General features: G+C 67.2%; 12 protein-coding genes. 6 read left to right on the top strand and 6 right to left on the bottom strand.

Features of this window, described 5'->3' with window-relative positions; all coding sequences use genetic code 11:
• Positions 1-7: 7 nt before the first annotated feature.
• Positions 8-1,144 carry a tyrosine-type recombinase/integrase gene (locus Q7A36_RS32925; RefSeq protein WP_305108039.1) on the bottom strand — a complete coding sequence of 379 codons (1,137 nt, stop codon included), beginning with the start codon at positions 1,142-1,144 and terminating at the stop codon, positions 8-10.
• A 29-nt stretch (positions 1,145-1,173) separates the two neighbouring features.
• On the opposite strand from Q7A36_RS32925, the gene Q7A36_RS32920 reads away from it, so the two are divergent.
• Positions 1,174-1,353, top strand: a complete 180-nt coding sequence (locus Q7A36_RS32920) for a hypothetical protein (RefSeq protein ID WP_305108038.1) — start codon at positions 1,174-1,176, stop codon at positions 1,351-1,353.
• Positions 1,354-2,750: 1,397 nt separating this feature from the next.
• On the opposite strand, the gene Q7A36_RS32915 is transcribed toward Q7A36_RS32920, so the two are convergent.
• The 5 genes from Q7A36_RS32915 to Q7A36_RS32895 all read right to left on the bottom strand — a co-directional run bounded on the left by Q7A36_RS32915 (position 2,751) and on the right by Q7A36_RS32895 (position 11,560).
• Positions 2,751-6,173, bottom strand: a complete 3,423-nt coding sequence (locus tag Q7A36_RS32915) for an SNF2-related protein (protein WP_305108037.1) — start codon at positions 6,171-6,173, stop codon at positions 2,751-2,753.
• 7 nt (positions 6,174-6,180) lie between these two features.
• The gene (locus Q7A36_RS32910) at positions 6,181-7,461 is read right to left on the bottom strand and encodes an EH signature domain-containing protein (RefSeq protein ID WP_305108036.1); all 1,281 of its coding nucleotides are present in this window, start codon (positions 7,459-7,461) and stop codon (positions 6,181-6,183) included.
• Between the two features lie 139 nt (positions 7,462-7,600).
• On the bottom strand, positions 7,601-8,530 hold the full coding sequence (locus Q7A36_RS32905) for an OmpA/MotB family protein (RefSeq protein ID WP_305108035.1): 930 nt from the start codon (positions 8,528-8,530) through the stop codon (positions 7,601-7,603).
• Positions 8,530-11,217 (bottom strand): hypothetical protein, encoded by a 2,688-nt coding sequence (locus tag Q7A36_RS32900; RefSeq protein ID WP_305108034.1) that lies wholly within the window; start codon positions 11,215-11,217, stop codon positions 8,530-8,532. Before Q7A36_RS32900 ends, Q7A36_RS32905 begins: the two co-directional genes overlap by 1 nt.
• A 145-nt stretch (positions 11,218-11,362) precedes the next feature.
• Positions 11,363-11,560 (bottom strand): hypothetical protein, encoded by a 198-nt coding sequence (locus Q7A36_RS32895; protein WP_305108033.1) that lies wholly within the window; start codon positions 11,558-11,560, stop codon positions 11,363-11,365.
• A gap of 456 nt (positions 11,561-12,016) precedes the next feature.
• Between Q7A36_RS32895 and Q7A36_RS32890 the strand changes: the two genes are divergently transcribed.
• Genes Q7A36_RS32890 through Q7A36_RS32870 form a run of 5 tightly spaced genes read left to right on the top strand, consistent with a single transcriptional unit; the run spans position 12,017 to position 21,760 of the window.
• A complete protein-coding gene (locus Q7A36_RS32890; protein ID WP_305108032.1) occupies positions 12,017-15,226 on the top strand; it encodes a DUF499 domain-containing protein in 3,210 nt (1,069 codons plus the stop codon).
• Positions 15,223-15,897, top strand: a complete 675-nt coding sequence (locus Q7A36_RS32885; protein ID WP_305108031.1) for a DUF3780 domain-containing protein — start codon at positions 15,223-15,225, stop codon at positions 15,895-15,897. Before Q7A36_RS32890 ends, Q7A36_RS32885 begins: the two co-directional genes overlap by 4 nt.
• 6 nt (positions 15,898-15,903) lie before the next feature.
• A complete protein-coding gene (locus Q7A36_RS32880; protein WP_305108030.1) occupies positions 15,904-19,242 on the top strand; it encodes an anti-phage-associated DUF1156 domain-containing protein in 3,339 nt (1,112 codons plus the stop codon).
• 38 nt (positions 19,243-19,280) lie between these two features.
• The gene (locus Q7A36_RS32875) at positions 19,281-19,739 is read left to right on the top strand and encodes an SMI1/KNR4 family protein (protein WP_305108029.1); all 459 of its coding nucleotides are present in this window, start codon (positions 19,281-19,283) and stop codon (positions 19,737-19,739) included.
• Between the two features lie 14 nt (positions 19,740-19,753).
• A complete protein-coding gene (locus Q7A36_RS32870) occupies positions 19,754-21,760 on the top strand; it encodes a DUF262 domain-containing protein (protein WP_305108028.1) in 2,007 nt (668 codons plus the stop codon).
• Positions 21,761-21,914: the final 154 nt, after the last annotated feature.

Raw genomic sequence — 21,914 nt, 5'->3', positions numbered from 1 at the left:
ATGCTGCTCAGCCTGAGTTACCCAGCCCAAGATCCACGCGGCCCTCCCACCAGTCGATCACTGCCTCCCGGTGCTTCGGGGACATACGCTTGGCGTAGCGTTCGACCATGCGGATCGTCGTCCAACCAACCTCGTCACGTAGCATCTGCATGTCCCGATGGACACAGTAGTGCCAAGTGGCGAAGGTGTGGCGAAGGCAATACGGGACGTGGGTCGGCTTGAAGACGCGCGTCATCTTCCCGCGTTTCGACCGGTACTCCCTCCACTCCCCTGGCAGTCCGGCCCGACGGCAGGCACTTTGCCAGGCGGTATTGATGCGTCCGACTCCCTCACGTTTCACGCGGTAGCCTTCGCCTAACTCAATCGTCGTGCCATCCATTGCCCGCTTATCCTGGAGGCGGGTGCGGAAGACAGGGCCGACGCGGTGTGGGAGAGATTTCAGCGCCTGCACGACCACAGGTCTGAGTGCCACTGGCAGTTCGCGGCCACCGGTCTTGCCGAGATCGATGATGGCGTGTGCGCCATCCAGATCTACAGAACTCCAGGGCAGGCCCAGTGCCTCCGAAGGGCGACAGCCAACCGCTAGAATGAAGACGAGGACTGGCCGCAGATGTGGTGCTGCCGCCCGAACAAGCGCTGTCGCCTGCTCCGGAAGGAGGAACGGCGTCTTGGGCGGCGGGACGGTAGGCTTTTCAAGAGCCGGACGCGAGCACCAGCCGCGGCGCGCCGCATGCTCAAGAACGGCATTCATGGGGGCGATGACGGCCCGGAGTTTCCAAGCAGGGCTGCTGCCGGGCGGCAACAGCTTCTTGCACGCCTCGTCCACCGCAACCTGGTCAATGCGCGCCAGCTTCGTCGTACCGAAGTGTTCCAGCAGTGGCTTGAGCAATGCCTTGGTGTGAGCCGACCGCTCTTTCACCTCGAGATACGAGTCTAATGCGTGCGCAAAAGTGACTACGGCTTTCTCGCCGAAGATGCTCGCGTCGAGGATTTGCTTTTCCCGGTGGATGCGTATCGCCTCGGCGGCGGCGCGGTCAGCAGTCCCAGTACTCTCATATACGTTCTGTCCAGCGACGTTGCCGCGCAGGTACCACTTATCGGTGCCGGAGCGTGTGACGACGCGGAGGCCGGTGTGCTTGCCCATGTCGTGAGAGCCCTCAGGATGTGTTGATAGTGCGCTTCGGTGAAGAGGAGACGTTGACGGCGGAGGGGCTTCCCGCCGCGCATCTGGTGGACGATCTGAAGCAGTCGAGTGCGGCCGCACCGGCCGCGCAGTCGCAGGAGAACGTCTTCCAGAGTGAGCAAATCGGGAGGGTGAAGATCCGAGCCCGCTCGAACCGCTTGCCTCGGTGAGCCGTCTTCCGGGGGAACCGGCACACCGATCCCAGAATCCGCCTCGAACTGCATGTGCGCTTCAGAGGGCATCGAGGGCGCACCTCGAGCTCGGCAGCGGGGACAGACCATCGCTGCCCCGCGGCCCAGTGGTCTGGGGACCCCTCCCCGACCAGTCACCCTTTTGCATCCAGATCTGACCTCCGGTTGGTGGACGGCCGGAGTCATGGCCCAAAATCTGTTGCGGTGTGGTAAATCAAAATGGCGATTAGGTGGACAAACAAACAGATATACCCAAGCTTACGCCCTTCCATGCAGGCATTGCAGAGTTGCATCGTACTAGGTCTGGACCAGGATTTCCTGTCACGCGATTTAATCGCGACGAATCCTTGGGATTCCTTGGAGGTCTTTTATTGCTTGATATTTTCCATCGAGGTGGCCTCGTGATTCCTTGTTCGAGGACCTTCTCGCTCGCACTAGAAGGATTCGGGGTAGGAGAGACCGCGGCGCTTCCTCACACCGAGCGACGATTGGGGGTAGCCACATGGATTAGACCGCGAAGCAGCCACCGACGTAGGAGAGACATGGCCTACGCATTTTCATGGCTGGGCAGCGTCCATCCGCGACCTCGACGGTCATCTCCAATCGCACATTCCCGGCGCTCGCTGTCGCCCCGGGCGAAAGCGTACGTCGGGCTGACCAGGGCGATGGCTCCAGGACATGGCTGTTCAGCAGCATAGTGTCGGCGGTCTCGAGTGCCACGTCGGTGCCACTGTCCATGGCAACGCCAACTGAGACCGCCGCTAGCGCGGGCGCCTTGCTGACGCCGTACCACATACCCACGGTTGGCTTCTGGAGGCCGCCGATCTCACGCAGCCTGCCCTCAAGCAGCAGGCAGGCCTGCTCGTCGGCGCCGAATTCGGCGGCGGTGAACGATGACGTTGGCTGAGATGACCCGTGAATCCTTAGTCGGGCGCGGAGGGATGCCCTCCGCCGCGGCACGCTCAAGGAATTCGCGGACGAGCGGGCGACTCAAGCCGTTCTCCACGGCGGCAGCCAAGCCGAGCAGCATGGGTCTCAGCATGTCGTCCGACAGCCCGACCGCTGCGAGGAAAAGTCCCGTCTCTGGGAGAGCTCTGCCAGGGCATGCAGGTAGCGCCCCTCGCCGCTCGGGTCATAGCCGTCGATGGGAACGGTCAGGGTTCAGTCGTCGTCGCGCCCACCCTGCCCGCGAGCAGGCGCGCCAAGGAGGATGATTCCTTTCGGGCAAATCGCCGCGGGCCTAATGGCCTCTGGAGAAGCCGCGACCACAGCGGCCCCTCCGAAGAGGGGCGAGGCGCCGAACCACCAGCAGATTCCATTGCTGCGGGACGCCAAGGCTGCTGATTGCGCGCCCAGATGGTGCAGCCTGATTTTGATCAGGCCGCGTTGAGAAGTTCCCGCGCGATACCGTTGAGTGCGACGATTTCGGAGCGCTCTACGAGGCGCACGCCACTCTGCGCGGCCGCAGTGCGCGCGCGGAGTTCGAAGCTTCCGTTCGACGCAACGAGAAGAAATGGGTCATTGAGCCATGGGTGCTGCCGGTAGCGGGTGATCGCGTTGCGGATTTCGTGCACCGCGTCCTCCCTCACCGTTCCCTGTCCCATTTGCCTGTGCTTGACTTGGATGAGCACGGAGCGCTTGCCCCGGGGATGGCGGCAGATCACGTCGGCGCCGCCGTCGCCAGACGATGGCGTGCCGTTGACCTGCCAGCCAGCTGCCTGGAATTGGTTCGCGACCCAGAGCTCAAAGCCCCTCCAATCCCTGCGGTCGAGGTCATCGAGACCGTGGTGGGGCGCACCGCGTCCAGCGCCAGCCATCCGCGCATAGAACTCCGCCAACTCCACCTCGCTCATGGCCGACGGCACGATGATCCGGCGGCTCTGCGTGCGCTTGAAGGACAGCAGTCCATCGAGGACGAAGTCGAACGACTCCTCGCCGAGCCTTGGATGCTGCGCCATCGGCAGGTGAACTGTCACCTCGTCCCTCTGGCCCTTCCGGTGTGTCCGGTCGCTGCACTGGTCCTCGACGGCCGGGTTCCACCACCGGTTCAGGTGCACCACCTGCGTCGCCCGCGTCAGCGTCAGGCCAAAACCGGCGGATCGTGGCCCGAGGATCAGGACGCCGAAGCCGCGTCCAGACTGGAACCGCTTCTTGATCTCGGCGACGGCGGCCGTGGGCGTGTTGCCATTGATGATGTCCGGCACCTTGGGCAGCCCGAACTCATCCCGGATCATGACCTGGAGCATGTCCTGGGCCTTCCGGATATCCACGAAGATTAACACTCCGCGGTCCGCCCGGCGCGCCTCGCCAAGAACTCGGAACAGTGCCCTGAAGCGTGCGCTCGCGTCGATCAGCGCCCGGCGGTCAGCGGCGTCCCTGGGCAGCCGCATCTCGGGGTGAAGGCAGACCTGTCGAAGCCCCTGCAGCGCGGACAGCGCCTTCAGCCTTCCCACGGTCATCTGCTCGAGGACCGTGTCATAGGCGCGCATCTGGGCGGGTGGCATCTCCTCCGGCCAGCGCCGCTCCTCCTTTGGCGGCAAGCCAACGAGAATGTCGGCCTTGAAGCGGCGGAGCATGACGGGCGGCGTGCTCCTGATGGCATCGCCTTTGCCCCAGGTCATCGGCTGCGTCAGGCGGTCCTTCAGCTGCTCCATCAGCCCTTCGTCCGAGCCGTTTCCGTACCTGGCGACGAAGTCCTTGCCACTCACCCCAAGGAAACCCGGCCACGCCACGTCAAGCAGCGTCCAGAGGTCCATCGTAGAGTTCTCGATGGGGGTGCCCGTCATCAGCACGACGAAGTCCGGCTGTTGTGCCTTTGCCGCGTGGTTCAGCAGGCTGGTTCCCGACTTGATCTTCTGTGCCTCGTCGAAAACCGCGACCCGGAAGCGAATCTTTGAGAACGAGAACTCGTGGTCGCGCAGGGTCTCATAGGTCGTGAGCACCCAATCGGCCCCGCGTAGCCGCTCGACATCAAGTGTGGAGCGCCCCAACTCCGACTCGTCGCCCTTCTCCAGGACGAGCTCCTTCAGGCCGCGGTCGTAGGCGAAGACCGGCCTGCCGAAGGCCATTGGCGGAAGGTGGATGCCGATCTGCTCCTTCCACTCGTCGAGCAGCTTGGACGGCGCGACGATCAGGATCGGCCTGCCATCCGTGGCTGCGCTCTGCCGTAGCCAGTAGAGGAAGGCGAGAACCTCGAAGGTCTTGCCAAGCCCCATGTCGTCCGCGAGCAGGACACCGGGCATGCCGGACACGAAGCAGAGCTGTAGCCAGGAGATCGCCTCGCGTTGGTGCGGGTCCGGCGTGCTCACCAATCCGGGGACATCGGCGCCCTGGCGCCCTGCCAGCGTGCCGTCGGGGTCGCGCAGCTGCGCCAGGTAGCTCAGGTCCTCCTCGTTCTCAGCGACGCGAAGCACGAGGCGCCTACGAGGCTCCTTCGGCCCATCCTTGGTCCCTCCGGCGGGGTCGAGCGTCCCACCCGGCCGGATTGTGCCCATCAGCCCGGACAGGGACGCAAGGATCTCATCGGCTCGGTCGGCCGGATAGGTCTTGCCGTCATGGCTGAAGTTCGCCGCGCCCGCTGCCTTCGCCGCCGCCACAGCGTCGATAACGGACTGGAGGTCCGCGTCTCGGATGACAAGCGGCTCCTCCGCGCCCGGCACTTCAACGGTCGAGAAGCGTTCGCCCGGGCCACCGTCCTCTCCAGGAAACCAGTTCTGGGTGACCGGTATTTTGAAGGAAAATGCCTTCCCCTCCCAGACGGCGATGCCGAGCACGCGAGCGCCGTACTCAGATCCCTCTTCGGGGGCGAATGTGGTGCCACCGCACAGCACGTCGCCCGTGCCGCCCGCGGCCTCGACTTCGGGCAGCAGGAATGACTTGGGGTCGCGCCTGAACTTACGGCGCGTCTCGGCGTCACTCGCGTTGACCTTCTGGACAACCTTCAACGCGGCGGCGACCGGCTTGTCGAGGACGACGTAGGCGCCCTCGTCAAGTCGGTAGTGGCTCCAGGCGCCCGTGCGCCGGAAAAGGCTCTCCGTGAACTTCCTGGATTGATCCTCGGGCAGCAGGGGCTGTCGCTCGGTGGCAACGTCCTCGTTGTCCTCGGCGCCGGGAGGGGGCGGAACGTCACCGAAGAGCAGGGGCTTGAAGACGGGCGCCTCCTCGGTGCCCGCCGTGTTGATGCCGAGGCCTGTGGCGTGGGCGATCGTCAGCTGGGACAGGTACCGGTCGGCCGACGCGTCGCCCGTGGCCGTCGCAAGCGCGTCCTTGACCCTGCCGAGCTGTACCATGCGCGCGTCAAGGCGTTCGGCCCGGTCCGGACCCGCGGCCTTTCCGAGGTGGTTCAGCCGCTCCACCTCCTCGACGAGGGTGTAGATGGGCTCGCGTAGGGTGAAGCGCTCGACGGAGGTCTCGATAAGCGCCCCTGTCCTCCGCATTCCATGGACCGCTGCCCCACTAATTTCGAGCCAGCCCGTGCGGATCGAAAAGTTCTCGTCGGCGAAGGCACCCTTGCTCTCCAGCAGGAGGACATGGGGGCAGGGTGGAGGGAGGGCGAGGGTCTGGGCCTCCGCCGGGGAGAGCACGGCGACCTGGCCGTGGCCGACGAGGATTCCTCTGTCGGAGGTGGCTGCGAAGCCATTGCGCACAAGGATGCGCAGGAGCGAGACCGCCGGGTGCATCTCGTCGGTCCAAGACTCGTGCGGGACATCCCCGCCGCCTCCGAAGAGTGAGCGGGCCTTCGTGAGTCGGAAGAGGAACCCGTCCCGGCCCACCTCGTGCTGCAGATCATGCCGTGCCATCGGTCGGCTAGACTCCCCGGGGGCGGATGCCTTGGTTGGTACGCTGCTGGATGACGTCTGCGATCTTCCTCTGCCAGGGGCCGTTGTGGACGATGCCGACGCAGCCCTGGCTCCACATGCCCGTCGCGTACCGGGTGATTGTGCCGCGGTCGTAGGGTGTTTCGTCGTAGACCTTGGGGAACTTCCCGAGCAAGGACGGGTGCACCTCAGCGGGTCGCCACAGGACCGCTCGCCCGTTCATATTCATCTCAAGTGCGCACAGGTCTCCAAAGTCGAGGACGAGGCCGCAGTGGTCTGCGAACGCACCTCCCCGGAAGCGGCCGAAGCGGATCTTCTCCTGCTGTGCGAAGGGGACGCCCCGTTCGCCGACGATGAGCCATGCCCGATGAACGAATTCCAGGTAGGCCATCCAGAACTCGCGGCGATCGTCCCACATGTCCTGGCGCTCGATCGGGAGCCTGTTCACGACGCGGAAGAATGCCTCGATCGTGTGGCGCGTCAGCCATCCCTCGATGATGTCGATGGTGGCGTCCGTGACAATGCCGCGCCATTTTTCGGGGGAGAATCTTGGATCCTCGTTCACCGAGGTCAGCAGGTCCAGCACCGGGCCGGGGTTCTGGTCGTAGCGGTCGACCCGGCGTTGCCAGGAAACGAATCCCTCGATGAAGGTCGCGAGGGCGCGCCGCCGCACCTCCTCTCTCGCCTGGGTCGCGGCAATGGCGTTTTCGACGTGTCCCTCAAGCAGCGCCTTCACACGACCGATCGGGTCGCGCGCCATCAGGGAGCCGCCCCTGAGCGCGCTGCCGACGCCCTCGAGGATCGCGGCCATGAGCGCCGAGGGGCGCAGCCGCTGGAGGGAGAAACCGATCTTGCCGACGTCCTCCGCGAAGCCGTCGCCCCCCAACGCCTCGGTCGCCATCCTGATGGGACTGCGGGCTGGGTCCAGCACCTCGTACTTCGAGCTGAAGTCGCGCAGGCGCTCGGGCAGGACATCCCGGTTCCGCTTCAGCCAGCCCGCGATCTCGTTGGTGGCGAGATCGTCGGCCTCAAGGCTGATCACGTAGTGCGTCCACAGGCGCCTCGGCGCGGAGCGCCCGGCCTCGCCGAAGCGGTCGAGGTAAGCTTTCACGACTGCGCCGTCGGACCGCCCGGTCCGCTCGCCGTAGAGCAGCGCGTAGGGCACGTGGCGCAGCAGCGACTGCGGCATGTCGCGCACGCCGGTGGCGCCCTGGGCCAGCGCGCCCTTGACGGCCCGGAAGACATCCGGCCGGGGGGCGGGCTCGTCCACCGCACCCGACCACCTCTCGGGAAACCCAGCGACAGCCTTTGCGATTGGGTCGTCCCGGTGCCCGAACCCCGGAGCGAAGAGCCTGGGTACGTCGACCCCGAGCTCCGCCCAGAGCGCACCCCTTGACCCGGATGCTGAGTCAGCGGGAGGTGAGGTCATTGATCTGCTTCAGCCGATTGTCGAGTTCCTGCAGCACGGACCCGACGAACTCCTCGTTGGTGGTCATGATGACCCGGACCTCGATGCGGCGGTCCTTGTCTAAGACCTCGGGTAGGCGCCGATCGGTTGCCGTGCGGTTGGCGGGCCTCGTGTCGGCATATCCGCTGACCCCGAGCAGCGCGTCGCCATCCCTGTTCCGCAGGTTTCGCAGTTGCTCGAACTGGTCACCCACGAGCTTGAAGGCGGAGATCGCTCGGCCCGCCGAGAGGTCCCAATTGTCACTGAAGCGCGCGCCGGGGGCGGAGAAGGGGGTCACGTCGGTGTGCCCCTCGATGTATACGGCGTTGAGGCGACTGGCCTCGTCCGAGATCGCGCAGCGCTGCCTGTCCTGGCCTGGCACGAAGGAGTAGCAGGGCAGGACATCAGCCATGACCCGGCCGAGCTGGAGGATCGTTGCACGTCCATCCACCGTTGGTTCGGCCTTGCCAGGGTCGAAAAGCCGCCGGGCGGGCAACATGAGCGTGCCGAGGCCCCTGTTGACCGTAACCTCGATGTTCGCGGCCGCGAGGCGACCGCGCATCTCTTCCAGCAGCCGCTCCCGCGTTGCGTCCGCGCTGGACAGGCGCGCCATCAGGCGCATGACGTTGCTGTCCCTGACGAAGCGCGCGAAGGCTACGAGTCTCTCGTTGGCCTCCACCAACTCGGCATTGCGGGCCTCCAGCATCTGCACGCGGGCGACCTGCTGGTCGTACTCAGACTTCGCTACGGTGTCCTCACGTTGGAGGTTCATCACGAGGGCGAGCATCAGGATGATGAAGATGAACACGACCCCGACCATCAGGTCGGCGACGGGTGCGAAGATGTCCTTGCCTTCTTCGCCCTGGGCTACCGGTGCGGAGCGCGAGAACATCAATACCTTGCCGTCTGGCGTTCACGACGGTCCAGAGCCTTCTCGAGCCTGTCGGCAGTTTCCTGCATATCGCCGACGGTGTCGGTCAACTCGCCGATGCCCGTCCCCAACTTGCTCAGGGCGTCCGCGAGCTGGTCCTTGATCCCGACCACCATCTTACCGGCTTCGGAGCCGATGCCACTCACGCCATTCCGAAGATTCTCGACGGTCCTCCCGAGCGCAACGTCGGTGCCCTCGAACCGCGCCCGGTAGTCTTCGAAGGTCCGCTGGGCCGTCCGCGACGTCTCGGCAAGGCTAGAGGTAGCGCTTCCGATGCTGTCCCGCATCGCCGTCGCGGACTCGTTCAGGCGCACCTGCAGGCTGGTCGCGGTTTCCAGTGCTTCGACCGCCTTGCGGGCTGAGCCGTCCACGCTGGCGAGCGTCGCCTTAATCGGCTCCGCGGCCTGGCGGAGCTGCCCGGCGGCCGTGTCGAACGTGCTCCCGGCGGCCGTGATGGTCACACCGGTGCGCTGGAGGTGGCCGACATGCGTGGCCACGACCGTCTCAATAGCCTGGAACTGGGCGACCGCCGCCTCCATCCGGTCGGCCATGGACCGGGCTGCGGCCTGAATGCTGGCGCTCGCCTCGCGCGTCGCCTGGGCCAGCTTGTCGCTCATGCTCTGCGCCGCTGCGGCAAGGGTCTCGGCAGCTGCCTTGCCGCCGTCGACGAGGGTGTCGCGCCCGCCCGCAGCCTGGTCGCGGATCTGCTCGGCCAGCGCCTTCAACCCGTTGAGCAGAGGTTCCATCGCCGCCTGCGACTGTTGCCTAGCTTGTTGGGCGCCGCGGGCCGCCTCGTCTCCGATTGTTTTCAATGAGTTGCCGAGGGCCGTGCTGGTCGCGCGGGCGAGTTCGTCCCCGACGCTCGAGATTGACTGGCTGCCCTTGGCCAGGGCGGCGTCGATGTTCCCGATCCTGGCCTCCAGGGCCGTCATGGTGGAGCTGATACCGCCAGCGGCGGCCGTTAGGGCGTCCGCCGCGGACTTGCCGCCGGTCGCCAGGTGGCTGCTTCCCTCGGCCGCGCGGGCGCGGAGCTCACCCACGACATCCTGCATGGTCCGCATGAGCGGCTGCAGCGCCGCCAGGGTCTGCTCGCGGGCCTGCTCCGCCCCGCGCTTTGCCTGGTCGGCGATGGCTTCGAGGGCGCGCGTCAGCGTGGCGCTGGCCGCGTCCGACATGCCCGCACTGACCCCGGTGATGGCCTGTGCACCCCGCGCCATGGCCTCGTCGATCCGCCCGATCCGGGCCTCAAGCTCGGCCATCCGTTCGCCGACGCCTCCGGCGGCGCTGGTGAGCAGGTTCGCGGCCGAGCGGCTCCCTTCAACGAGGCTTCCGCTGCCCTCGGCGGCACGCTCCCGGATCTGCTCGGCCAGCGCCTGCATGCTTTGAAGAAGCGGCTGCATGGCCGCCTCTGCATGTTGCCGCGCCTGCTCGGCACCGTTTGCGGCCTGCTGTGAGATCGCCGTCAGTGCCTGTGATAGTGCGGCGCTGATTGCGTCCGTCAGGCCTCGAGATACGCCGGAGATGTTGCTCGCCCCCTGCTCGAGGGCGCTGCTGACGGTTCCGATGCGCTGCTCCAGGCCTGCCATCTTCTCGTCGATCGCCGAGGCCATCCGCGTTACCGTCTCGGTCATCGTAGTCGCCGCCTGGACGATCGTGTTGCCGAAGGCCTCGCCGCTGCTCCCAATACCTCCCTGGGCTGCCTGAATCGTGGCGGCGGCCTGCTCCAGTCGCTCGGCAACCCGACCAAGGGCGTCGTCGGCCCCCCGACTGAGGCTCCCGCCCATGCCGTTGATGGCCTCCACCACTGGCTGCACCGACTTACCGATGTGCTCAGGGAAGCTGTCGAGGCGCGTGCCGACGATGTCGGTCAACTTCGCCTCGAAGGCCACTGAGATGTCGTCCTTCAGGGCCTTCATCCGCTCGGTCTGCTCACGGGCCGCGAGCAGTTGGTCCATCAGCAGGACTTCAGGGGTGACCAGGATGGTGATCTTCTGCACTTCGGTAGCGAAGTCTGCAGCTGCGTCTTGCTGGCCAGTACCTAACATGCGCCCGATGAACGTCCAGGCGATGAAGAACAGGATGCCGACGATGGAGGTCATGAACTTCGCCGACGACACGCTCAGAATGCCATTGATCCCTGCACGCAGGTGGGCGGCGTCGTCCACGTTCCCGACCTTCATCAGGGCGGCCGAGAGCCCGACGAAGGTGAAGAGTAGGCCCAGGCACAGGAAGACGCTTGCCCAGGTTGAGGCCCACTTCTCGTAGCCGCCACCCCGAAGGTTCCTGACCGCGAACCAGGACCCGGGCTCCACGAGGTTGACGAAGCCACCCTCGAAGCGGGGATCCTCCCGGAGCGTGGCTCGGTACTGCGTCCAGGTGTCACGGAGCACCGTGCTGCCCTTCACCGCCTCGGAGACGGCATTCAGCCGGTCCGCCGAGGTCCAGTCCGCTTGCGCGAGGGCGCGCCGCACCGCCGCCGCCGCCGTTTGTATGGACCGGACAAACCTAGCGTGCCGAATGCAGAGCCAGCCAGCGGACGCGACGAACAGGGCGAACATCAAGAAGACGATCGCCGTCGCCTTTTCCTTACTGTCGAACCAGCCGATAGCCGCGACGATCACCTCGGTCGCAAACTCGATAATGGTCATGGGAGTGATGGACTCCTCGGCGCTGGACGACGGCGCGCCGTCTCCTGCTGTCGGTCAACGGGTTCGGTTGGAGCTGCAATCGGCAGGAACGGAGGGCCATGTGCCGATGGAGCCGAACTGGGCCCACGGCAGGAGGAGGAGGTGTTCACCTGTCCCGGCCATCGCTGGACGGCTCCGCCGCGATTTCTCCGGTGCAAGCCCGCGCGAGGAACTCCGCCAGCGCCTGCTGGACCACCGCGGAGGCCGTCATACCGTGTTGGACGGCGTAGACCTTCGTCTGAATGATGAGGTCCGGGGTCAGGTAACTGAGGAACTGGCGCTTACTCGCCGCCTCGGTCGACACCTCTGTGGTTCGCAAGCCGATGTGTTCCGACTTAGAAACAGAATGCTAGCTTGATAGCACCATAAGGCCATTTGGAACAGGGGTTATTCAATCTGCGCGCCAAGAGGGGAGCTGTGGGCAGTTCGCCCCTGCCTTACCGTCTGCCTCAGCCCGCGCCACCCAGGGGCGGCTTCACTGGGTGATTTCCGGAGCAGCCTTCGCGGCTCCTATTTGCCAAGTCCGTTGTCCAGGCCCAGGCGTGCCTGACGCACGCCCAACCCGATCCATTTATCCTCCGCAGTAACCCCCCCTGTGGGTCCCACGCTGGTCCGTTGCCAAAGCGGCAACAATTCGCCTATTGCGGACGTAAGTGTGGGCGGTGCGCTACCCGAGCGCGGGTTCCGCTCCGGGGCGGGAGATCGATATGGGACGTCATGCTTCCGGTAGGCTGGCCTCCAGCTGGCGGAGGCCGTGCCATTGAGCACCGTCCGCGACCTATGCGTTCCCCACGACAGCGTCCTCCGCGCGGACGCCGAGCCCGATATCGAGGACATCTCGAGCGTCTTCGCCGCAGCCCGGGGTGACGGCCAGACATTCTTCGACCGCACCCACGTGACTGGTGGCATGAAGCAGATGTTCGAGCTGGGCATCGCCCGTCTCGATGGCCGCTCGCCCGTGGGCGTGTACTCGCTGACCCAGGCCATGGGCGGCGGCAAGACCCATCTGATGGTTTCCATGGGCCTGATCGCCCAGGACCCGGGACTGCGGACCCGGGTGCTTGACGCCGCCGGGGTGAAGGCCCCCAACTCCTTCGGGACCGCCAGGGTGGTGACGGTCTCCGGCCGCCAGCCCAGCGACCGCTTCATTTGGGGCGAGATCGCCGAGCAGCTGGGCAAGGGGGCCGAGTTCCGGAAGTTCTGGGAGAACGGACCAAAGCCCCCGGGTGACGGCGACTGGGAGGCGCTGATCGGGGCCGAGCCCGTGCTCATCATGCTCGACGAGCTGGCTCCCTACCTGGACCAGGCGACCGCCTTCAAGGTGGGCGACGCGAACCTCTCGACCTTGACGACCTACGCGCTCTCCAACCTGCTGGCCGCGGCGATCCGGCTGCCGCGCTGCATGGTGGTGGTTTCGAACCTGTCCGGCTCCTACACCGGGGCCAGCAAGAACATCGCCCAGGTGGTCGCCAACCTCCGGGACGAGCTCCGGCGCGGCGCCAAGGAGATCACCCCGGTCGCCCTGAACTCAGGCGAGATCTTCGACATCCTCCGCAAGCGGCTGTTCAAGTCCTTGCCGACGGCCGATCAGATTGACCGGGTGGCCACCTCCTACGCGAAGGCGATGGAGGAGGCCGTCCGCTCCCGGATCGTGGCCAAAGGGCCCGAGCAGTACGCCGAGGACGTCCACCGCTGCTACCCCTTCCACCCGCGCATGCGGGACCTGGTGGCGATGTTCCGCAACCACGAGAACTGGCGCCAGACCCGCGGCCTGATGGGCTTCGTCCGGGCCATCGTGCGCGATGTCTGGGCGCAGGGGCGGCCGAACAATGTCGGGCTGATCGGGGTCCAGCACATGGACCTCAACAACAGCGACATGCGCAACGAGGTCCTGCCGCTGGCGGATCTCCAGGAATCGATCGCCAAGGACATCGCCGACGGTGGCAACAGCAACGCGGAGCTGGTCGACCGCAAGCTCGGCCATGATGCTGGGACCCAGGTGGCCAACGTCATCCTCTGCGCGTCGCTGATGCGGGGGATCGACGCCAAGGCGGGGTTGACCCGCGAGCAGGTGGTGGAGTGCCTGGTCGCGCCCGGCCGGACAGCCGAGGAATTCACCCAAGCATTCGACGACCTGGTTAAGGAGTGTTGGTACCTGCACCGCGGCGAGGGCGAGGTCGTCTACTTCGCCCGGCAGGAGAACATCACCAAGCGCCTTCAGACCGAGGCCGAGCGGGCGCCCGCGCCGCGGATCGAGGAGGGCATCAAGCGCCGCCTCGAGGAGGTCTTCCGCCCGGCCCGTGCCCGGATCTACCAGGCCGTGCTGGCGCTGCCCGAGATGCGGGAGATCGATCTCTCGGGCCCACGGAAGCTCATCGTCATCAATCCGGACCACAAGACCCCGCCGGAGACGGCCGAGCGGCTGCTGTCGGGGCTGACCGACAAGAACAACTTCCTCATCGTCACGGGCAGCCCGACCCACTTCATCTCAATCGAGGGGGCGATGCGCCGCCTCTATGCGGCCGAGAAGGTCCTCCGGGAGATGCACCGGGACGACCCGCTGCGGGACGACGTAGAAGACCGCCGCAACACGGCCGAGTTCGACCTCCTGACCCAGGTGGAGACTGTCTACAACCGGATCTGGTACCCAAACCGCCCGCCCGGCCAGTCAGGCTCTCTCCAGGAGGGCAAGCTCGAGCTGCGGACCGGTCGGGGCACGGACGGCAGGTCATCCCTCGATGGCGAGGCGGCGATCGAGGCCGAACTCATCAAGCGCGGCAAGTTCGAGCCCGACCCCGAGAAGAAGGCCGACAGCCTCATCCAGCGGATCGCGGGCAACCCCGAGACCAATATGGGCGGCCAGCTCTGGCCGGACGGCCCGTCCTTCAACACGATCCCCTGGGCCGACATCGTCACCGCGGCGCGGCAGAATCCGCGCTTCGTGTGGCTGCCGCCGAACGGCCTCGAGGCCGTGAAGCGCGTCGCGGTCACCACGGGCAAATGGCGTGAGCCCGAGCCCGGCAAGGTCCGCCGCGGCCCGTTCCCCGTCGAGAAGACCCGGGTCTCGGTGACCGTGGAGGCCCGCCATGAGGACGGCTCGGTAATGCTGGCCGTCCAGCCCCTGCACGCCGGGCAGACGCCAAGGATTCATGCGGCAGAGGGCACCTCGGTCTCGGAGAAGGATTCGGAGCTGAAGGAGCTGCGGTTCCGCACCTCGGCGCTGCGGATGTCCTTCCTTGCGGTGGACCCCAAAGGGGTGAACCCGACCGGCGAGCCCGAGACCTGGAAGAACCGGATCACCCTCCAGCACACGGTCGCGCCGGTCGCCGAGGGCAAGCGGATCGAGATTATCGCCCGGCCCGGTGCGGCGGGAATCCGCTACACCACCGACGCCTCCCACCCGCGGAACGGCGGCCAAGTGTACGACGGGCCCTTCGTCGTCACCCCGGCGATGGCCACGGGCGGGCGCGTGGTCGTCCGGGCGCTGGCGGTAGATGGCGACATTGAGGGCGAGGAAACCTTCGAGATCCCGATAGCGGGATCCGGCACTGGGGTCGGGCTCGACACCAATGTGCCGCCGACCCTGGGAGAGGTGGTGGACGAAGCTCGTCCTGCCGACCTGGTGCTCGAGTTTCGGCAGACCTCGACCGAGGAGTTCTTCGCCCTCGTGGACGCCCTGAAGGCGGCCTCGGCCGAGGCCTGCGTGCCGCTGATCACGGTCGGCACCGGGCCGGATGCCTGCAACATGCGCTTCGGCTCCAACCTCCGGATGCGCGGCGAGGCCATGGCGGAGGCGGTTGCCGCGGTCCGCTCGCTGGTCGGCCAGTACAACGCGGTGACGACCTCGAACGTCAGGTCCGTGCACTTCCAAACCGGGCGTGACCTGATCGCCTTCGTCGAGAAGCTCAGAATCGACGTGGGCGACCCCCGGCAGACGGTCAGCCAGGTCCGCATGGACCGCGCAGCATGAGCGCCACCCTGGGCATGGGCCCGGCATCGCGCCGCCGGGTTGCGCGGAAGGTACAGCCCGCCGTTCCCGCACACCCGGACAAGCTGCCGACCGATGCGGCCAGCGCCGCCGCCCCAAAGTCCCCGCCGCCGACCATCGGCTTCGGATGCCCGCAGCTCTCCTCCTGGCCGCACCACATCATCGTCGAGATCCCCGAGGGCAGGGGCGGGGAAATCCTCGTCTCGGAGGATTTCGGCATCTCCGGTCACACGGCCGATGCGCCGGACCTGGTGGAGCGCTGCTTGCTGCCGCGGCCGCGCTGGAACGCGATGGCCGAGGCCGCCAAGGCGGACATGAATGCCAGGCTGCGCGACAAAGGGCTGGCGACCTCCCGCTGGCAGCCCGGCAAGAACCGGGTGGAGCGGGTGCTCGGCGCCGAGCTCCTCTGCCTCGCCTGGGCGGTGCAGGCCGCCGATGAGGCGCATGTGCCCGCCGTGGTGGCGGCCTGGGTCGGCCTGAAGCCGCCCGAGCGCCTCTTCCTGGCCGGGCGGGTGCTGGCGAGCCCCTCCGACATGGCGAGGCGGGGCCTAGCCCTGCTGCTCTCGGCGTCCCCGACGGATGCCGACGCCGCGGCCTCCCGGTCCCCGTCCCCGCGGTCGGCGCCGCTCCCCCTCTTCGACCTGGCGGACTGACCCCTGATGCTCGACACCGTCGCTGCGCCCTCGGGGCTGGCCCCGTTCTCGCTGCGCGACGCCCCGGCCCTGATCGAGAAGGTCTTCCCGGCCCAGAAGATCGGCATCGAGGCGCAGAAGGAGCGGAAGGCCGGGGCCGGGCAGACCCTCACTGCTCTCGGCTCGTACTGGAAGGGGCGCAAGCCGCTCGTGCTGGTGCGGGCCACCGTGCTGGCCTCCCTGCTGCCCGCGACACAAAACCCCGAGGCGGACCTCGAGATCTTCGACCTCTTGATGCGGATGGACCCGGAGGCGATGTGGCTCCGGAAGCCGGAGGTGACCGCGGCCGACGTCGCCGCCTGCCCGGAGGTCGACCAAGCCCTCAAGGACGAGCACATCGTCGCCGTGCCGGGTCCCCGTGGTGGGGAGCCCACCGCGTCCTGGCGGGAGGACTTCCTGGATGAACTCCAGCAGGAAGCGGCCGAACTCAAGGCTGAAACCAAGGCCAGGCTGGCGGAGGCGAGGAAGATCGCGGACGCCGGGGAACGGCAGGCGAGGACCGCTGCCATCCGGGCAGCTGCCGAGGACGGCCGCGCAGATATCGAAGGTAGGATCGAGGAGGAGAGCAAGCGAGTAATTGCGGTGCGGACGGAGATGCGTCGCACGGCATTCTTTCATATGCCTTTCGCCCGTCAGGTGCGGATCTCGGAGCGTGCCGAGAAGATCGAGAACCTCCTGTCGCCGGAAGACCCCTTCTACAAGGGCGTCTGGAACCGGGTGAGCCGACACCTGGGCACGAAGGCACGCTCCCTGCCACAGCTCGTCGAGGAACTCGGCATTGCCCGCTTCGGCAGGAGGCCCGTGGTCGGCGACCGCTTCAGCGGCGGGGGATCCATTCCCTATGAGGCCGCGCGCATGGGTTGCGACGCGATTGCCTCCGACCTGAACCCGGCCGCCGCGATGCTGACCTGGGGCGCGCTGAACATCATCGGCGCCGACGTCGCCGAACGGACGCGGATCGCCGCCGCGCAGCGCCGGATCGCCGCCGCGGTGGAGCGCGAGATCGCCTCCCTCGGCATCGAGCACGATGAGCACGGGAACCGCGCCAAGGTCTTCCTCTACTGCCTCGAGACGACGGATCCGCAGACGGGCTGGCGGGTGCCGATGGCGCCCTCCTGGGTGATCAGCGCAAACCGCGCCTGCGCGGCCCGGCTGGTGCCCGACTACGCCCGCAAGCGCTTCGACATCATCGTCGAGAGCGGGCTGTCCCCGGAGCGGATGGCCGAGGCCGGGAACGGCACGATCCGCGACAACCACCTCGTGTACAGGCTGGCCCCGGTCGAAGGCGGCGAGGAGATCGAGTACCGGATCCCGATGGCCCGGCTGCGGGGCGATGGCGAGGGCCCGGTGGACAGCCGAACCGGGGAGCGCGGCAACAGGCTCCGGCGCTGGGAGGACGGCGACGTCGTCCCGCGTGAGCCGGAATGGGTGGAGGACGCCCCACCAGTCGTCCCCGGCGCACGGCCCGGGGCCTGGGTTGGCGGGGACATCCTGCTGGAGCGCCTGTTTGCGATCCAGTGGATGATGGCGGAGGACATCGCCGAAGGGCGTGCCCGGCCGCGGACCTTCTTCGCCGCGCCCGGCGCGGAGGACCTGGAGCGTGAGGCGCGCGTGCTGCGTCACGTGCAGGACAGCCTGGCGGACTGGCAGTCCCAAGGGTTCGTAGCTGATATGCAGATCGAGCCCGGGGCAGAAACCGCGAGACTCCTTCGGGAGCGAGGCTGGACGCACTGGCACCATCTCTTCACGCCGCGGCACCTGCACATGATGGCGCTCTGGCGGGGGCAGAGCCGCGACGGAGCGACGGTGATCGGTTTCACCAGCGTGCTGGACCGGATCTCGCGCCTATCGCGCTGGGCTGTCGGCTATGCGGGGCGGCCAGGGGTGGCCCCCTCAGCCGACCAGGCGCAGAACGTCTTCTACAACCAAGCCTTCAACACCCTCTACACGCACGCGGCCCGCAGCTCGTCGAGCCTCGCGGACTTTGCTGACTGGGATGGCGAGGGGGCGCAGGTGACGGGGCGCGGTGAGGTGTTCGTGGCGTCCGCCGTCGACCCGGGCCGCGAGGCCGACATCTGGGTCTATGACCCGCCCTACGCGGACGCGGTCCACTACCACGAGATCACCGAATACTTCATCGCCTGGCTGCGCAAGGCCCCGCCGCCGGAGTTCTCCAGTTGGGTGTGGGACAGCAGGCGCCAGCTCGCCATCCGGGGCAGGGATGAGGAGTTCCGGTCCGGCATGGTCGCCGCCTTCTCGGCAATGGCCAGGAACATGCCCGACAACGGGATTCAGGTCTGCATGTTCACCCATAAGGACGCAGGCGTCTGGGCGGACATGGCCGGGATTGTCTGGGCGTCAGGTCTGAAGGTGAGCGCGGCCTGGTACGTTTCCACCGAGACGGAGACCGACCTGAGGAAGGGCGGATACGTCCAGGGCACCGTCATGCTCGTGCTCCGCAAGCGGACCGGGGAAGCGGACGCGTGGAAGAACGACGTGGTGCCCGATGTCTCCGCGAGGGTCGCCCAGCAGGTCGCTACCCTGACGGGCCTGAACCAGCGGGCCCATGCCTCCGGGAGGAGCGAGAACCTCTTCAGCGACGCTGACATTCAGATGGCGGGCTACGCGGCAGCCCTCGAGGTGCTGACCTCCTATACGCACATCGAAGGCACGGACATGACCCGCGAGGCCTTGCGCCCTCGGCTGGAGCGGCGCCGTAGCCGCCGTGCTGCACCTGCCGAGACCGGGATCGTCGAGGAGATGATCGATCTCGCTGTGCAGACGGCGAACGAGCTGATGGTGCCCGAGGGGATCCCGGAGGCGATGTGGGAGCGCATGCCGCCCACCTCGCGCTTCTTCCTGCGGATGACCGCCACCGAGGCTGCGTCAGCCTCGAACAAGCTCAGTGACTACCAGAATTTCGCCAAGGCCTACCGGGCCGAGGGCTGGGAGGACCTCATGGCGGACCAGACGGCGAACCGGGCTCGCCTGAAGACGGCCGCCGAGTTCCGTGGCGCGCTGCTTCGCGGGCATCCCTTCTCCGAGGGGCCGTTGCGCATCGTGATCTACGCCATCCACATGCTGGCGCGCGATGCCGAGCAGGAGGCTGACCCCGATGCCTCTGGCAAGGCGGCGCTGCATGCGTTGCGCGACCACTTCGGCGATGCCGCCTGGCTTGGTGCGCGCGAGAGCGTCCGGACGCTGGCCGCTTGGCTCGGCCGGACCTGGCAGCGCCGGAACCCGAACGAGGCATCTGCCGCGCGCGTGCTGGCCGCACTGGTGGCCAGCGAGAAGGCATGGACGTGACCTCCTGGGGCGGTCGGGCGTCACGCAGGGCGCGCGCCATGATCTCCTGGCAGGACGGCAAGACCATCGGGGTCACCGACATCGAGGACTTCGAGCATCATTGCGGCCTCCGGCTACCCCGTCCGTACACGGACCTAGTGCTCAGCCGTGACGGAGCGCGGCCGGATCCCGCAGCCGTGCTCTTCGAAGGGCCGGGCGGCGAGGTCAATCTCGACCGGCTGATCCCCTTTATCGACAAGGACGACCCGACGGGGACCATGCTGCGGACCTGCGATCGAAAGCCCTACGGCTTGCCCGAGCTGCTCGTCCCGCTCGGCCTGGAAGCGGGCGGCTGCCTGTTCTGCTTCCGCTACGCGGACGGGGATGAAGAGGAGCCATCGGCCGCCGTGCTCAGGAACGACACCGACGGCGACGAGCGCGTCGTCCGGATCGCCGAGGATTTCCCTGCCTTGCTGGGGGCGATCAGGACGCTCGCCGACAGGAAGCGGGCAGCCTGAAGGCAGGACAGCACATGAAAGCAGACACCGTCACCGTCCGCAGCTTGTTCAAGATCGCCCGGCGATATGTCGTGCCGATCTACCAGCGGCACTACGTCTGGACCCTGGAGGGCCAGTGGAAGGGCCTCTGGGACGACCTCCTCATGAAAGCGAACGCGCGCCTGGGCGGGGCGGAGCAGATCCAGCCGCACTATCTCGGCGCCGTCGTGCTGAACGGGCGGGGCCCGACGAGCGCGACCGAGGTGCCGGTCTGCGAGGTGATCGACGGCCAGCAGCGGATGACGACGCTGCAGGTCGTGCTGGCCGCCATCCGCGACGTCGCCTCCCTGCGCGGTCTGGACAAGCTCTCCCGCCAGGCCGACAGGAACACCACCAATCCCGATGCCGAGGACATGCGGGAGCCGGAGGTCGACGTGCATCGCCTCTGGCCGACCCACCACGACCGGGATACCTACCTGAAGATCATGACGGCCCGGTCGCGCGCCGAGGTCAGGGCCCGCTTCCTCGATCACTTCCCTCGCGGCGGCACCAGCCTGAAGAAGGTCAACCTTCGCGACCAGCCGAACCTGCTCAAGGCATACATTTTCTTCCACGACGAGGTCGCCAGGTTCGCGGTCGAGGGGGACGCCGCGGAGGCGCGGATCAACGCCCTGCTCTTGGCGCTCCTCGACGACTTCCGCGTGGTGGAGATCCAGCTCCAGGCCGACGACGATCCGCAGGTGATCTTCGAGACCCTGAACGACCGCGGGAAGCCGCTGCTGGCCTTCGATCTGATCCGGAATTTCATCTTCATGCGCGCCGCGCGCTCGCTCAAGGGCACGGCGGCCGAGCGCCTTTATGACCAGCGCTGGAAGCCGCTCGAGGCCTCCTTCTGGACCGAGGACGAGAACCGCGGGCGCCTGAAGCGGCCGCGCATCGAGTTTTTCATGCTCCAGTACCTGACGGCGCGGACCGGGGGCGAGGTGACGCTCGCCGGGCTGTTCGGCGAGTACAAGGATTTCCTGGGCGTTCGTGGCGCCCCGGCGGACGTCGGAGCCGAGGTCGACGACATCATCCGCTACTCGGAACTCTACCAACGGCTGGCCACCGGCTCGGGCGAGGACGCCCTGGGCAGGGTCGGCAGGCGGCTGAAGCCCTGGGACGTATCGACGGCCTGGGCGCCCGTGCTGGCGATCGCGGCCAGCCAGATGTCGGAAGACGAGCGCGAGCAGGCCTTCAGCGACATCGTCTCCTACGTCGTCCGGCGCGCCGTCGTTGGCGGCACGGCGGCCAACTACAATCGCGTCTTCCTTGGCTTGGCCAGGGCCATGGTCGATAAAGGGCCGTCGGCTGACCTCGTGCGGTCGTATCTCCTCGGCCTGAAGGGCAACAGCACGGAGTGGCCGACCGATGCTGACTTCAGCCACCACTGGCTCAACGCCGATCTCTATGGCCGAATGAAACCGCCAGGACGGCTGGTGGCGATCTTGGCGGAGATCGAGATGGCGGCGCAGGGTGCGAAAGCCGACCCGGCCCCGCTGCCGCGCGACCTCTGGGTCGAGCACCTGATGCCGCAGACCTGGGACACCCATTGGCCGCTCCCGGATGGGAAGCACGCGACCTGGCAGGAGGTGGGCGAAGTCGAGGCGCTCGGAGCAGGCGCCATCGAGACCCTGACAGCCGCTGCCCAGGCCGCCGAGGCGTCCGGCGATCCGGCCGCGGTGGCCCGGGTGGCGCGCCAGGCCACGATCGCCCGGAGGATGCGTGCGGTGCAGACGGTGGGGAACCTCACCCTGCACACTCGGTTCCTCGGCTGGGACCTGGGCAACAAGGGCTTCGTCGAGAAGCAGAAGCTGTTCCGCGAGCACGGTCGCTTCTGGATCACCCAGCCCTTCTCCGGGGCCGATGTCACGGCCTGGGACGAGGCTGCGATCCTTCGGCGCGGGGAACTCCTGCTCAAGCGGGCACTCGACATCTGGTCCAGGCCGCAGGCCACCCCGGCGGCAGCAGGGGCCGAGGCCGTGGCCGAGGCGGCCGAGTAGGCAGTGGCGATGACCGGCACGGCAGAGGAGGGGGCCATCGCCCTGCGGCAGAACGCGAATCGTCATGCTCGGCAAGCTCCACAATGCAGGATTCCAGCTGCTGTGGGCGATGCTCTGTAGCGCCGTGATTACGGTGAGCGGACACCCACGGACC

It is taken from the genome of Paracraurococcus lichenis, assembly GCF_030657435.1.
Lineage (GTDB): Bacteria > Pseudomonadota > Alphaproteobacteria > Acetobacterales > Acetobacteraceae > Paracraurococcus > Paracraurococcus lichenis.
Note: the sequence above shows the minus strand (reverse complement) of the source record. Positions and strands in the feature narration are given on the sequence as shown.

Bases quoted from the DNA above. Each gene is read 5' to 3' on its own strand.
- Q7A36_RS32925 (WP_305108039.1), bottom strand. From the start codon at position 1,144: ATGGGCAAGCACACCGGCCTCCGCGTCGTCACACGCTCCGGCACCGAT.
- Q7A36_RS32915 (WP_305108037.1), bottom strand. From the start codon at position 6,173: ATGGCACGGCATGATCTGCAGCACGAGGTGGGCCGGGACGGGTTCCTC.
- Q7A36_RS32905 (WP_305108035.1), bottom strand. From the start codon at position 8,530: ATGTTCTCGCGCTCCGCACCGGTAGCCCAGGGCGAAGAAGGCAAGGAC.
- Q7A36_RS32900 (WP_305108034.1), bottom strand. From the start codon at position 11,217: ATGACCATTATCGAGTTTGCGACCGAGGTGATCGTCGCGGCTATCGGC.
- Q7A36_RS32885 (WP_305108031.1), top strand. From the start codon at position 15,223: ATGAGCGCCACCCTGGGCATGGGCCCGGCATCGCGCCGCCGGGTTGCG.
- Q7A36_RS32880 (WP_305108030.1), top strand. From the start codon at position 15,904: ATGCTCGACACCGTCGCTGCGCCCTCGGGGCTGGCCCCGTTCTCGCTG.
- Q7A36_RS32875 (WP_305108029.1), top strand. From the start codon at position 19,281: ATGATCTCCTGGCAGGACGGCAAGACCATCGGGGTCACCGACATCGAG.
- Q7A36_RS32870 (WP_305108028.1), top strand. From the start codon at position 19,754: ATGAAAGCAGACACCGTCACCGTCCGCAGCTTGTTCAAGATCGCCCGG.